This is a genomic window from Mycolicibacterium elephantis DSM 44368 (assembly GCF_004014805.1).
GTDB classification, from domain to species: domain Bacteria; phylum Actinomycetota; class Actinomycetes; order Mycobacteriales; family Mycobacteriaceae; genus Mycobacterium; species Mycobacterium elephantis.
Genome location: NZ_ATDN01000009.1, coordinates 66,750 through 80,183 on the forward strand (window position 1 = coordinate 66,750; position 13,434 = coordinate 80,183).

The 13,434-nt window shown below is 69.3% G+C and carries 9 protein-coding genes; 5 read left to right on the forward strand and 4 right to left on the reverse strand.

Going from position 1 to position 13,434, the window contains the following annotated elements; genetic code table 11:
* Positions 1–42 precede the first annotated feature (42 nt).
* The 3 genes from MELE44368_RS07975 to MELE44368_RS07985 are packed head-to-tail and all read right to left on the reverse strand — an operon-like array spanning position 43 to position 6,508.
* Entirely contained in the window at positions 43–1,284 is a 1,242-nt protein-coding gene (locus MELE44368_RS07975; RefSeq protein WP_128108012.1) for a hypothetical protein, read from the reverse strand.
* The gene (locus MELE44368_RS07980; RefSeq protein WP_241566518.1) at positions 1,281–2,594 is read right to left on the reverse strand and encodes a M1 family metallopeptidase; all 1,314 of its coding nucleotides are present in this window, start codon (positions 2,592–2,594) and stop codon (positions 1,281–1,283) included. The genes MELE44368_RS07975 and MELE44368_RS07980 overlap by 4 nt, the downstream gene beginning before the upstream one ends.
* Positions 2,591–6,508, reverse strand: a complete 3,918-nt coding sequence (locus MELE44368_RS07985; protein ID WP_128108013.1) for a Pls/PosA family non-ribosomal peptide synthetase — start codon at positions 6,506–6,508, stop codon at positions 2,591–2,593. Before MELE44368_RS07985 ends, MELE44368_RS07980 begins: the two co-directional genes overlap by 4 nt.
* A 309-nt stretch (positions 6,509–6,817) precedes the next feature.
* Here MELE44368_RS07985 and MELE44368_RS07990 point away from each other — a divergent pair, with 309 nt between their 5' ends.
* Both MELE44368_RS07990 and MELE44368_RS07995 read left to right on the forward strand, forming a co-directional pair.
* Positions 6,818–7,846 carry a TerC family protein gene (locus tag MELE44368_RS07990; protein WP_128108014.1) on the forward strand — a complete coding sequence of 343 codons (1,029 nt, stop codon included), beginning with the start codon at positions 6,818–6,820 and terminating at the stop codon, positions 7,844–7,846.
* A 269-nt stretch (positions 7,847–8,115) separates the two neighbouring features.
* Positions 8,116–9,393: an acyltransferase family protein gene (locus tag MELE44368_RS07995; RefSeq protein WP_128108015.1), complete on the forward strand. Its 1,278-nt coding sequence runs from the start codon at positions 8,116–8,118 to the stop codon at positions 9,391–9,393.
* A 73-nt stretch (positions 9,394–9,466) separates the two neighbouring features.
* Here MELE44368_RS07995 and ppa read toward each other — a convergent pair whose 3' ends face one another.
* A complete protein-coding gene (ppa, locus tag MELE44368_RS08000; RefSeq protein ID WP_128108016.1) occupies positions 9,467–10,015 on the reverse strand; it encodes an inorganic diphosphatase in 549 nt (182 codons plus the stop codon).
* Positions 10,016–10,053: 38 nt separating this feature from the next.
* Here ppa and dacB point away from each other — a divergent pair, with 38 nt between their 5' ends.
* From dacB to tilS, 3 genes are read left to right on the forward strand one after another with little or no spacing between them, the layout of a single operon-like run.
* On the forward strand, positions 10,054–11,430 hold the full coding sequence (gene dacB / locus MELE44368_RS08005; RefSeq protein ID WP_128108017.1) for a D-alanyl-D-alanine carboxypeptidase/D-alanyl-D-alanine endopeptidase: 1,377 nt from the start codon (positions 10,054–10,056) through the stop codon (positions 11,428–11,430).
* Positions 11,427–12,491 (forward strand): Rv3626c family coenzyme F420 biosynthesis-associated protein, encoded by a 1,065-nt coding sequence (locus tag MELE44368_RS08010; protein ID WP_128108018.1) that lies wholly within the window; start codon positions 11,427–11,429, stop codon positions 12,489–12,491. The genes dacB and MELE44368_RS08010 overlap by 4 nt, the downstream gene beginning before the upstream one ends.
* On the forward strand, positions 12,470–13,432 hold the full coding sequence (gene tilS, locus MELE44368_RS08015; protein WP_128108019.1) for a tRNA lysidine(34) synthetase TilS: 963 nt from the start codon (positions 12,470–12,472) through the stop codon (positions 13,430–13,432). The genes MELE44368_RS08010 and tilS overlap by 22 nt, the downstream gene beginning before the upstream one ends.
* Positions 13,433–13,434: the final 2 nt, after the last annotated feature.

Genomic DNA, 13,434 nt, shown 5'->3' on the forward strand with positions numbered 1-13,434 from the left:
GCATCCCGGCAGCATAGGTGCGGCTGCCCCGGGCCCGCGTCGTCACCGGGTGCTCTTGGCCAGCGCGGCCAGGTGCACCGCGATGCCCACCAGCGGACCGCACAGCAGCGCGATCACCGTGCGGGTTTCCAGCGGCAGCGGAAGCAGCAGCAACAGCGTCGAGGTGAGGGTCGCCGACACCCAGCCCAGCGAGTACGCCCGATGCAGGGCGGCCGCGACCGCTGCCGCTCCGGTCAGCGTCAGCAACGCGATCGCCACCGCCGCGGCGGTCAACCAGGCCAGCAGCGCCCCGCCGGCCAGGTACTCGGGCCCGAACGCGGCGCGCAGCAGCCACGGCCCGAACACCCCGGCGGCCAGCACCCCCGCCAGTCCCAGGCCGCTCACCACGGCCGCCGGTGCCGCCAGCGCCCGCATCCGTTCGGTGCGCTGGTCGACGAAGTGCGCGATCAGGTTGCCTTGCATCGCGGTCAGCGGGACCAGCAGCGGGGCACGGGTCAGCGTCACCGCCAGGATCACCACGCCGCCGGCGGCGCCCAGTTCGCCCGTGGTGGCCTTGAGCAGCACCGGGAAGCCCATGACCAGGATCGCGCTGGCCCCGGCGGCGGCGATCGAATGCGCCGCGCCGCGCAGAAAGGTCGCGGTGCCGCCGGGGGTCAGCAGGCCGGCGGCTTCCCGCGTGGCCGGCGAGACGACCAGCATGATGAGCCAGGCCACCGCGCCGGCCACCGTGGCCCAGAGGTAGCCGACCAGTTCCCACCCGACCACGAACGTCGCCGCGGCCACCACCACCCGCAGCCCGGCGTCGGTGACCATCAGCGCGCCGTAGGGGGTCCACCGGTTCAGCCCGGCGAGCATGCCCAGCAGCGCGGCGTGCAGACAGAACCCGGCCAGCCCGGCGGCCAGTAGCGCGACGCTGAGCCAGCGCGCCTCGACGAACACCTGCGCCGACCACAGCGGTGACGTGGTGACGATCAGCACCGCCGCGACCACCCCGACCATGGCCGCCACCTTGATCGGATGGGTGCGCGGCCCTTCGGCGACCTCGACGTAGCCGGCCGAGCGCACTTCCCTGGTGGCCTCCTGCAGCAGGCCGAACGCGGCGCCGGTGACCAGGCCAAACGCGCCCCAGAACACCCCGAACACCGCGAAACCGGAGGGCTCGAGATCACGCGCGGCCAGATACAGCACCGTGTATCCGCACAGCGCCGACGCCGCGGTGGCCAGCCCGACCCGTGCCACGCTGCCTCGCGTGACCGGACCGGTGGGTGTTCCGGCGTCGGTCACGACGACGGTTCCAGCGCGGGCAGTGCCTGTTTGTACAGCCAGGCCTCGAACAAGGGGTGCAGCGACTCGTCGGCGTAGTGCGACGCCAGCTCGGTGAAATCGTCGGTGGCGACCGTGGCGTGCCGGTAACGCTGGGTCCAATCCCGAAGCAGCGCAAAGAAGTTGCGGTCACCGATGCTTTGCCGTAGCACGTGCAGGGTCAGGGCGCCGCGCTTGTAGACCCGGTCGTCGAACAGGTCGGCGACCCCCGGGTCGGCCAGCACCAGATCCTGCGGCGCATCGGCCAGCCGCTGGTGATGGTGCCGTGCCCATTCGGCGGCGCTGCGTCCTCCGGAGTGTTCCGACCACAACCACTCGGCGTAGCAGGCGAACCCTTCGTGCAGCCAGATGTGTTGCCAGCGTTCGACGGTGACCGAGTTGCCGAACCACTGATGGGCCAGCTCGTGGGCGATGAGCCGCTCGGCGCGGCCCCTGCCGGTGCAGTGGTTGGCGCCGAAGATCGAGATTCCCTGTGCTTCAAGGGGTATCTCGAGCTCGTCGTCGGTGACGACGACGGTGTACCCATCGGCGAGCGGATAAGGCCCGAACCGCTCGCAGAACAACTGCATCATCTGCGGCTGACGGGCGAAGTCGGAGGCGAAGTTCTCGCGCAGCCGCTCGGGCAGCACCGCGTTGATCGGAACACCGTTCTCGGACACCGGATATCGGTCGTAGCGTCCGATCTGCAAGGTCACCAGGTATGTGGAGGTCGGCTCGGGCGGTTCGTAGGTCCACGTGGTCATCCCGGCGTGCGCTTGCCGCGAGATCAGCTTGCCGTTGGCGACGGCATAGTAGGCGCTTTCGGTGCGGATCCGGACACGGACGCCGGCCTTGGCGCTGGGCCGGTCGTCGCACGGGAACCACGTCGGCGCGCCGTTGGGTTGGCCCGCCACCAGCGCACCGTCGGTGAGTTCCTCGAATCCGACGTCGCCCCAATGGGATCGGATCGGTCGCGGGTGGCCGCCGTAACGCACGACGATCGTCATCGCGGCGCCGGCGGGCAGTTCCTGCGCCAAGGTGATGTGCAGCTTGCCCGCCGACGCGCGGAACTTGGTGGGGCGCGCATCGTTGACGGCCACTTTCGAAACCGACAGCGCCCCGGACAGATCGAGTGTGAACGTGCGCAGCGGCGCCGACGTCACCGCGGTGATGGTGGCCGTCCCGGAGAGCCGGTTTGTCGCGACCTTGTATTCGAGGTCGAGGTCGTAACGGGAGACCCGGTAGCCGGAATTGCCGCTGTTCGGCAGGTAGGGGTCGATGATCTCCGTCACGCTGCGGTGTTCTCTGACTTCCTGGCCTTGGCTCGCGATTTGCCTCCGCGTTTGGCGCGCAGTACCTCCCACGGCGCGATCGGGTTGCCCAGCCACCGGGTGAAGGCCGGCACCTTGTCGCCGCGCATGACGAGCGAGGCAGGCCCGACAGTGGCGCCCGCCCCGATACGCGATGCGGGCAGGGCGACGCAGTGCGGTCCCAGCGTCGAACCTTCTTCGAGGACGACGGTGTCCAGCACCATGATCCGGTCGTGAAACAGGTGGGTCTGCACCACGCACCCCCGGTTGACGGTGGCCCCGTCCTCGATCGTGACCAGGTCGGCCTCGGGCAACCAGTACGTCTCGCACCACACGCCGCGCCCGATCGACGCGCCCAGCGCTCGCAGCCACCAGTTCATCACCGGCGTGCCGCTTGCGGAACGGGCGAACCACGGCGCGGCGACGGTCTCCACGAAGCTGTCCGAAACCTCGTTGCGCCACACGAACGACGACCACAACGGATGCTGCCCGGCGCGGATACGGCCCAGCACCGCCCATTTCGCGGCCACGGCGACCGCTCCCGCCAGCGCGCCCGCCACCAGCAACACCACGCCGCTGCCCAAGGCGGCCCACAGCCAACCGAACTCGGTGGCCAACCACTGCAGGCCGAGCAGCACCGCGACACCGATCGCGAACGTCACGATCAGTGGAACGATCCGGCAGGCCTCCACCAGCGCGCGCTGGGCCTTCAGGCGCGACGGCGGATCGAACGTGCGCTGCGTGTCGGCCGCGGTGGGCCTGCGGCGCAACCGAACCGGCGGGCTGCCCAGCCACGACGAGCCCGCCTTGGCCTTGGGCGGCGCCGCCGACAACACCGCCACCAGGCCGTCGTCGGGCACCTTGCGTCCCGGCTGGACGATCGCGGAATTGCCGAGAAACCCGCGCTTACCGACCCGCGCCTTCGCCACGTGCAGCCAGCCGCCTCGCAACTCGTAGGACGCCACCATGGCGTCGTCGGCCACGAACGCGCCGTCCTCGATCACCGTGAACTTCGGTGTCAGCAGCACCGTCGAAATCTCGGTGCCGCGCCCGACTTCGGCGCCGAGCGCACGCAGCCACCAGGGTGTCAGCAGGCTCGCGTACAGCGGGAAAAGGTAAGTGCGCGCCGCGTCCATGAGCCGCTGGGTGGCCCACACCTGCCAGCCCACCCGGCTACGCACCGGGTGATAGCCCTCGCGCAGCCCGACCGAGAGCATCCGCACCCCGATCAGCGTCAGCGCGGCGTAAGTGAGCACCGCGACCAGCGTCGCCGCCGGCGCCCACAGCAGCGCGGGCCCGATCGCCGCGGTCACCGACGCGGTGTCGCGCACGGCCCAGCCGATCACGACCAGCCCGGCACCGAGCGCCACCAGCGGCAGCCCACCCAACAGCATCGACGTCACGCCGTAGACCGCGGCCCACAGCGGCGCGGGTGACGGCCGCTGCTCGGGCCATGGATGGCGAACCTTGCCCGCCTTCGCCGCTGGGGAGCCCTTCCAGTACTGGCCGTTCTTGACCTTGCCGTGCACCCCGGAACCGGGTGCCACATCGGCGTTCTTGCCGACGACGGCCCCTGGCAGCAGTGTGCTGCGCGCGCCGATGCTGGCGTCGTTGCCGACCGTGATCGGGCCGACGTGAAAATGGTCCCCGTCGATCCAGTGCCCGGCCAGATCCACTTCGGGTTCGACCGCGCTGCGGTGGCCGAGCCTGAGCATTCCCGTCACCGGCGGGGTGGAGTGCAGATCGACGCCCTTGCCGACCCGGTTGCCCAGTGCGCGTGCGTAGAACACCAACCACGGTGCGCCCGCGAGGTTTTCGGCGCCGCTGGCCTGCGCCAACCGTTCGGCCACCCACACCCGCAGATGTTCCGGCCCACCGCGGCGATACGTGCCGGGTTGCAGGCCGCCGAGCAGCATCCGGGCGCCGAGCGCCGCGATGCCCATCCGGCCCAGCGGGGTGACGAACAGCACGAAACCCACTGCCACCCACCACCAGTCGATCGGGCGGACCCACGGCAGGACCGCGGCCGCGACGTTGTTCGCGAGGGCCAGCCAGACCGCCCACTGCAGGCCGGTCAGCGTCGCCAGCGGCAACGACAGCACGAGCTGGGCCGCCTGGGTCAGACCCGGCAGCGGTTCGACGGTGCGCGGCTCGGCCACCGGAGGCGGCGCGAGCTCGTCGAGGAAATCCGCGAACGACCCCAGCCGGGGATGGTCGTAGAGGTCGCCGACGGTCACCTGTGGATAGCGTTCGCGCAGCGTCGAGACCAGCTGCGCCGCGGCCAGCGAGCCGCCGCCGAGCGCGAAGAAGTCGGCGTCGGGACCGGTGATCGGTGCCGCCAGCACCTCCCGCCACAACTCGGCCACCCAACCCGCCGTGCCGGTCAGGTCCGGCGTCTTCTCACCGTCGCCGCCGGGCACCGGCCACGGCAGCGCGTCGCGGTCCACCTTGCCCGACGTACGGGTCGGCAGCTCGTCGACGCGCACCAGCCGCGGCACCAGGGCGGCGGGCAGCATCTGGGCCAGCCTCGAGCGTGCGTCACCGAGGTCGAACGTCGGGTCGGCGCTGACGACGTATCCGACTAGAACCGTTGTGCCACTTGAAGTCTGGCGTACCGCGGCCGCGCTGCCGCTGACTCCGGGCAGGTTGACCAGCGCGGCGTCCACCTCGCCGAGCTCGATGCGACGCCCGCCGATCTTGACCTGGTCGTCGGCCCTGCCCACGAAGTACAGCCCGTCGGATTCCAACCGCACCAGGTCGCCGCTGCGGTAGGCGCGCGACCACACGAGCGTCGGCATCGGCGCGTACTTCTCGCTGTCCTTGTCGGGGTCCAGGTAGCGGCCCAGGCCGACGCCGCCGATCACCAGCTCGCCCACCTCGCCGTAGGACACCGGCTGACCCCGCGCGTCCACTACGGCCAGGTCCCACCCGGCCAGCGGCATTCCGATGCTCACCGGGCCGCGTCCGTCCAGTTTGGCCGCGCAGGCGACGACGGTGGCCTCCGTCGGGCCGTAGGTGTTCCAGACTTCGCGGCCATCCACGGCGAGCCGCTCGACCAGCTCCGGCGGGCAGGCTTCACCGCCGAAGATCAGCAGCCGCACGGCCTCCAGCGCCTCGGCGGGCCAGAGCGCCGCGAGTGTCGGCACCGTCGAGACGACCGTGATGTCGCGCGAGACCAGCCACGGCCCCAGATCGACACCGCTGCGCACCAGCGAGCGGGGTGCGGGCACCAGGCAGGCGCCGTGCCGCCAGGCCAGCCACATCTCCTCGCAGGACGCGTCGAACGCCACCGACAGCCCGGCCAGCACCCGGTCGCCCGGGCCGAGCGGGTTGTCCTGCAGGAAGAGTTGCGCTTCGGCGTCGACGAAGGCCGCCGCGCTGCGGTGGGTCACCGCAACACCTTTCGGCGTCCCGGTGGATCCCGAGGTGAAGATGATCCACGCGTCGTCTCGGGCCAGCGGCCGCACGGCACGCCAACCCCGCGAGGAGCCGGGACCGCGGACCAGGCCCTGCTCGGTGATGATCGCCACCACGTCGGCCTCGGTGAACACCAGTTCGGCGCGCTCCACCGGATCGTCGGCGTCCACCGGCACGTAGGCGGCGCCCGTGGCCAGCGTCGCCAGGATCGCCACGTACAGCGCGTAGCTGCCCGAGGGCATGCGGATGCCGATGCGGTCGCCCCGGCCGATTCCGCGGGCGGCCAGCCAGTCGACGGTTTCCTCGATGTCGGCGATCAGCTCGGCGTAGGTCAGTTGCACGGTGCCGTCGTCGAGCGCCGGCGCGTCGGGATGACGTTGCGCGGTCTCGTAAAGGATGTCGATGAGCGTGCGCGGTGGCGGTGCGTACGACGACAGTGCGTACTGAGGGGGCACCTCCGGAACAAAATCCCCAGTCACGCCTACAAAGTACTAAGCCGACCCGCCCGTGCCCCGGCGCCGCACGGTGGCTGAACACAATTGTGACAACGACGGCGGCGATGGTCGCGACAGCGCATCGGCCGGGGGTGTAACCGCTGGTTCGGCGGGTATTCCTCGGTTCGAATTTCGCGTCGGGGAGACCACCTGGCAGACTCGCCGCTGGAGGGGTATTCCTTCGTCGCGGTATCGTCATCACGTCGGCCGTCATCGGGCGACCGGTACCGCGGGCTGACACGACGGGTCGTGGCGGTGGAAGAGACCTCCGGCGCTTTGACGACCGGAGGTTTTGTGAACGTAAGCGGGCTCGAGTGGGCGATCACGCTGAGCGTGACGATCGCCGTCTTGCTGTTCGATGTGGTGGTGATCGGCCGCCGGCCGCATGAACCGACCCGGCGCGAGACCGGAACGTACCTGTCGATCTACATCGGTCTTGCGGTGGCGTTCGGGCTGTGGACCTGGTTCTTCCACGGCAGCCAGTTCGGGCTGGAGTTCTTCGCCGGCTGGCTCACCGAATACAGCCTGTCGGTGGACAACCTGTTCATCTTCTTGATCATTATGGCCAGCTTCAACGTGCCGAGGATCTACCAGCAGCAGGCCCTGCTCGTCGGCATCATCCTGGCACTGATCTTCCGCGGTATCTTCATCGCGCTCGGCGCCGTCGCGATCAACCAGTTCTCTTGGGTCTTCTACATTTTCGGTGCGTTCCTGCTTTACACCGCGTTCGGTCTCGTGCGCGACACCGATCACGACGACGACGCGGAGAACCGCGTGGTGCGCTTCGCCCGCAAGCACTTGAAGTTCACCGACACCTGGGACGGCCTGCGGCTGTGGGTGCGGGAGAACGGCAAGCGGGTGATGACGCCGATGTTCCTCGTCATCGTCGCGCTGGGCACCACCGACCTGATTTTCGCGCTGGACTCGATTCCCGCGATCTACGGTCTGACCCAGGAGCCGTACCTGGTGTTCACCGCGAACGTGTTCGCGCTGATGGGGTTGCGACAGCTGTACTTCCTGCTGGGCGACCTGCTCAAGCGGCTGGTCTACCTGTCGCAGGGGCTGGCGTTCATCCTCGCGTTCATCGGCGTGAAGCTGGTGCTGCACGCGCTGCATGAGAACGAGGTGCCGTTCATCAACGGCGGCGAGCATGTGCCGGTGCCGGAGATCCCCACCCTGGTCAGCCTCGGCGTCATCGTGGTGACGCTGATCATCACCACCGTGGCCAGCCTGTACAAGACCCGGGTGCACGACGTGAAGAAGAACGGCGCCGAGGCGGGCGCGGACGAACCCGAGCCCGAGCCGCACCCCCGCCAGGGTTAGCTGGACACTAGCTAGCCGGGCTAAAAATGCTGTTAGGCGAACCGTTTCAGGTCGAATATAACTGGAAATTGGCGCAGCAAGTACTGCTTCTGGAGCTTGGCCAATGCCATTTTCGTCGGAACCTGCGTCGGAACCTGTCGGCTAATTAAGGTTTCGCGAATTCGGCGCCTTGTCTTACGATGTCGACGGAGTTAGCTGTCGGAATCATCTTCGAAGAAAGCGGGGCCTTTCGTGCGTGACGTCACCTCTGGCGCGGACCGTCGATCGCGATGACGACCGAGGCGACGAAAGGCAGCGCAGCATCAGGCACACAGGCAAGCTCCGACGCCGAGCGAAAACCCAAGAGGGCACGCATAATCGGCCTCGACGGTGTCCGGGGTCTGCTGTGCCTGAGCATTGCCATCACCCATGTGACCGGCTATTACACGAAGAACACCGCCGACACCTGGAAGACCAACTTGTTCGGCTTCTCCCTGGTGTACTTCTTCGTGCTCAGCGGCTTTCTATTGTTTTTGCCGTACGTGCGAAACCTCGCCGCTCAAGATCGGCGCGTCCGGATGCCGAACGTGCGCGATTACGCGATCCACCGGCTTGCCCGAATCATGCCGGCGTATCTCGTAATTTTCTTGATCGTCAATTTTGTGTTGCGGCTTTCCTATCGTGAGAACGCGGCATTGATGCCCGATGACGCACGCACCGGGATCGGCATGATCACCGACCCGGCGGAGTTGCTGGCCAACCTGGCGCTCGTGCAGACCTACATTCCGGCCTACATCCAGACCGGCATCGGCCCGTCGTGGTCGCTGACCCTGGAATACGCGTTCTACCTCACGCTTCCGCTGCTGGGCTGGGTGATCTTTCGGATGCACCGCCGCGGCAGGCGCGACCCGTACCTGGTGGCGCTGGTTGCGCCCACCCTCCTGCTGGGCATCGGGCTGCTGGGCCGCGCGTTGACCCCCCTGGTCAATCGCTACGCGGGGACCTCCGACTTCATCCTGCTGAACTGGGGCCCGAACATCGCCGCGGTGTTCACCAGGAGCCTGCTGGCCAACGCCGACAACTTCGCGATGGGCATGTTCGCCGCGGTGGTGTTCGTCGCGATCGAGCACGGCGCGCTGGCGGACCGGGTGGCCCGACGCATCCGGGTGCTCAGTGCCACGGCGATCCTTCCGGTCCTGGTGGTGGGCGCCGCGATGTTCGTGGTCGCGGTGTCGTTCGTCACCGCGGTGGTGGGGGTGGTCGCCGCGCTGATGATCCTCGTCGTCGTCGTTCCGCTGGCGCGAGGGCAGAAGTCCAAGCTGGCGCGCGCCCTCGACGTGCGACCGATCCGCTACGTCGGCGAGATCTCGCTGTCGGCGTATCTGTGGCATTTTCCGCTGTTGTTGCTGCTCGGCCAACTCGGCTGGATGGCAGGCGACACGTTGCCGGGCATGCTCTTCAACATCGCCGTCCTACTCGGCGTGACGGTTCTCGCCGCGAGCGTGACCTACTACCTCGTCGAGAAACCGGCGATGAACTACGCCAGGTCGGTGCGAGCGGCGCGTTGACGCCCGCCGCGCAATGCGGCGTCCCAAGACACCGAATGCAGCTGTGCCGCATCGAAAATGTCGGTTGAGCCGGTCAGTGCGCCTGCGTCTTGAACCGATCGATCGATGCCTTGACCTCGGCCTCGGCCTTGTCGCGTCCCACCCAGTCGGCGGCCTTGACGAACTTGTTCGGCTCGAGGTCCTTGTAGTGCACGAAGAAGTGCTTGACCTCTTCGAGCACCTGCTCGGGCACGTCGGCGAGGTCCTGGATGTGGTCCCAGCGCTTGTCGCCGGCGGGCACGCACAGCACCTTGTCGTCGCCGCCGGCCTCGTCGGTCATCTGGAACATCGCCACCGGACGCACCTCCACGAGGCAACCGGGGAACAGCGGCTCGGCCAACAGCACGAGGGCGTCCAGCGGATCCCCGTCCTCGCCGAGGGTGTTGTCGATGAATCCGTAGTCGGTCGGATAGCCCATCGAGGTGTAGAGGTAGCGGTCCAGCTTCACGCGTCCGGTGTCGTGGTCCACCTCGTACTTGTTGCGCGAACCCTTCGGGATCTCGATGACTACGTCGAACTCCACCGGCGGCTCCTTGCCCTGTGCACACTGTCTTGCGGTCGGGGAACACCCTAATGGAGCGATACGCTGCTGTACGGGGCGGTCGACAGATCAGGAGAGTTATGCGGCCCACGAGGTGGGGGCCATCGACCCAGGTGCTGGTCGGTGTGGCGGTGCTGGTGCTGGTCGCCGTCGTGGTTGCCACGGCGGCCGTGCTGACGACGGGGCACACCGACGCGGCGGCGATCAAACCGACGCCGCCCGCCGCCACCGCCGCCCCGGGCGTCGTGCCGGTGTCGGAGTCCGCGCCCAAACCCCGGCCCGACCGGCTGGCGGCCGTGTTGGCCCCGGCCCTGGCCGACCCGAACCTCGGCCACTTCACCGGCCGCATCGCCGACGCGATCACCGGCGAGCAGCTGTGGGCGCAGGGCGCCGACGTCCCGATGCAGCCCGCGTCCACCAACAAGACGCTCACCGCGGCCGCCGCGCTGCTGGCCCTCGACCGCGACGCCCGGCTGACCACCCGGGTGTTCACCGGCGACAAACCGGGCGTGGTCGTGCTCAAAGGCGGCGGTGACCCGACGCTGTCGGCCGCGCCCGAAGGCCAGGAGACCTGGTACCGGGATGCCGCGCGCATCAGCGACCTGGCCGAGCAGGTGCGCCGCGCCGGCATCGACGCGACGGCCGTGGAGGTCGACGTCAGCGCCTACAGCGGGCCGACGATGGCGCACGGCTGGGATCCGGGTGACATCGACGGCGGCGACATCGCGCCGATGGAGTCGGTGATGCTCGACGCCGGCCGCACCCAGCCGGTCAGCGTCGACTCGACCCGGTCGAAGACGCCCGCGCTGGACGCGGGCCGCGCGCTGGCCGTGGCGCTGGAAGTCGATCCGGCGAAGGTCACCGTGTTGCCCGGCCCGTCGCGGGGCGGCAAGGAGATCGCGGCCGTGCAGTCGCCTCCCCTGATCAACCGGTTGCGGGAGATGATGAACGCCTCCGACAACGTGATGGCCGAGGCGATCGGACGTGAGGTGGCCGCCGCGGTCGGCAAGCCGCAGAGTTTCGACGGCGCCGCAAGTGCGGTGCTGGGCGAGTTGAAGGCCGCCGGAATCGACACCACCAGAGCGCGGCTGTTCGACTCCAGCGGGTTGTCCGTCGATGACCGGCTCACCGCCAAGACGCTTGACGAGGTGGTCAGCGTCGCGGTCGGCGACGAGCAGCCCCGGCTGCGGCCGCTGGTGGATCTGCTGCCGATCGCCGGCGGCAGCGGAACGCTGTCCAACCGCTTCCTCGGCACCGAATTCAGCCGGGAGGCAGCGGGTTTCCTGCGCGCCAAGACCGGGTCGTTGACCGGAACCAACACGCTGGCGGGATTCCTCACCGACGCGGGCGGGCGGGCGTTGACGTTCGCCTTCATCTCCAACCACGCCGGCCCGATGGGTCTGGTCGCGCTCGACACTGTCGCCGCGACCCTGCGGTCGTGCGGGTGCAGCGCATGAGTCCGGCCACCGAGACCAAGCTCACCGTCGGGCGCGCCGTCGACTGGGAGTTCGCCGCCACCGTCGGCGCCAGACTGGCCAGGCCCGGTCCCGTCACCACCGACTACACCCGCCAGCAGGTCATCGAGCAACTCAGCGAGGCGTCGCGGTCGGCGGAAATCCCGGTGCGCGACGTCACCGGGCTCACCGAGGGCGGCGAAATCCCCGACGCGCGTATCGTCGACCGCCCGCAGTGGGTGCGCGCCGCCACCCACTCGATGCGCGTGATGACCGGCGGCCTAGACGACGGGCGCCCGGGGTTCCTCACCGGCCGGATCACCGGCGCGCAGACCGGTGCCGTACTGGCGTTCGTGTCCTCGGGCATTCTCGGCCAGTACGACCCGTTCGGCTGCGGCGGCGGCGAGCTGTTGTTGGTGTACCCGAACGTGATCGCGGTGGAACGCCAACTGCGGGTGCAGCCCTACGACTTCCGGCTCTGGGTGTGCCTGCACGAGGTCACCCACCGGGTGCAGTTCCGGGCCAACCCGTGGCTGGCCGACCACATGTCGCGCGCGCTCGCGGTGCTCACCGACGAAACCCAGAACGATGTCACCGAGGTGGTCGGTAGGCTGGCCGAGTTCGTCCGGGACCGGCGCGCCAACGCTGAAAGCGATGCCGCCGAACCGAATTCGTCTGGTGTTCTCGGCCTGCTGCGCGCCGTGCAATCCGAACCGCAGCGCAAGGCGCTGGACCAGTTGCTGGTGCTGGGCACGCTGCTGGAGGGTCACGCCGATCACGTGATGGACGCCGTGGGCCCCGCGGTGGTGCCGTCGGTGGCCACCATCCGGCACCGCTTCGACGAGCGACGCCGCCGCAAACAACCGCCGCTGCAGCGGCTGGTGCGTGCGCTGCTGGGGTTCGACGCGAAGCTCAGCCAATACACCCGCGGCAAGGCGTTCGTCGACCACGTCGTGTCCAAGGTGGGAATGGACCGGTTCAACGCCGTGTGGTCGGGTCCCGAAACCCTGCCGCTGCCAAGTGAAATCGACGAGCCGCAACGATGGATCGACCGGGTGCTCTAGCGGCGCTGCACAAGGCCGTCGCCGCCTTCGCCCGAAACTTCTGCCCCGCCGACGAGCACTGGTGTGTGGCGCTGTCGGGCGGCGCCGACTCGCTGGCGCTGACGGCGGTGGCGGCGAAACTGAAGCCGACCACCGCGCTCGTCGTCGACCACCAGCTGCAGCCGGACTCCGCCGCGGTGGCCGCGACCGCTCGCGATCAGGCGCTGACGCTGGGCTGCGTTGGCGCCGAGGTGATCCGCGTCGACGTCGGCACCGAAGGCGGACCGGAGGGCGCGGCGCGCACCGCGCGGTACCGGGCACTGGACGACGCCCGCGACGGCGCGCCGGTGTTGCTCGGCCACACGCTCGACGATCAGGCCGAAACCGTGCTGCTGGGGTTCGGTCGCGGCTCGGGGCCGCGCTCGATCGCCGGAATGCGGCCCAACGACCCGCCGTGGGGTCGTCCGCTGCTGGAGGTGCGTCGCAGCGTGACGCGGCAGGCGTGTGCAGAGCTCGGCGTGACGCCGTGGGAGGACCCGCACAACACCGACCCGCGGTTCACCCGGGTGCGGTTGCGCACCGAGGTGCTGCCGCTGCTCGAGGACGTCCTCGGCGGCGGTGTGGCCGAGGCGCTGGCCCGCACCGCGGCCGCGTTGCGCGCCGACACCGACGCGCTGGACGAGCTGGCGCGCCAAGCGCTGACCGAGGCCCGTGTCGACGCCGGCCTCGACACGTCGCGGCTGGCCGTGCTGCCGGAGGCCATCCGGCTGCGGGTCATTCGCGGCTGGCTGCTCGCAGGCGGGGCCAGCGGTCTGACCGCCAAGCACATTCGCGGGGTGGACACGCTGGTGATGGCGTGGCGGGGGCAGGGCGGCGTCGCGGTGGGCTCGCCGCTTCGCAACCAGCGGCTGATCGCGACGCGCCGCGACGGCGTGCTGAGCCTGCACACCGAACCGGTCTGAGG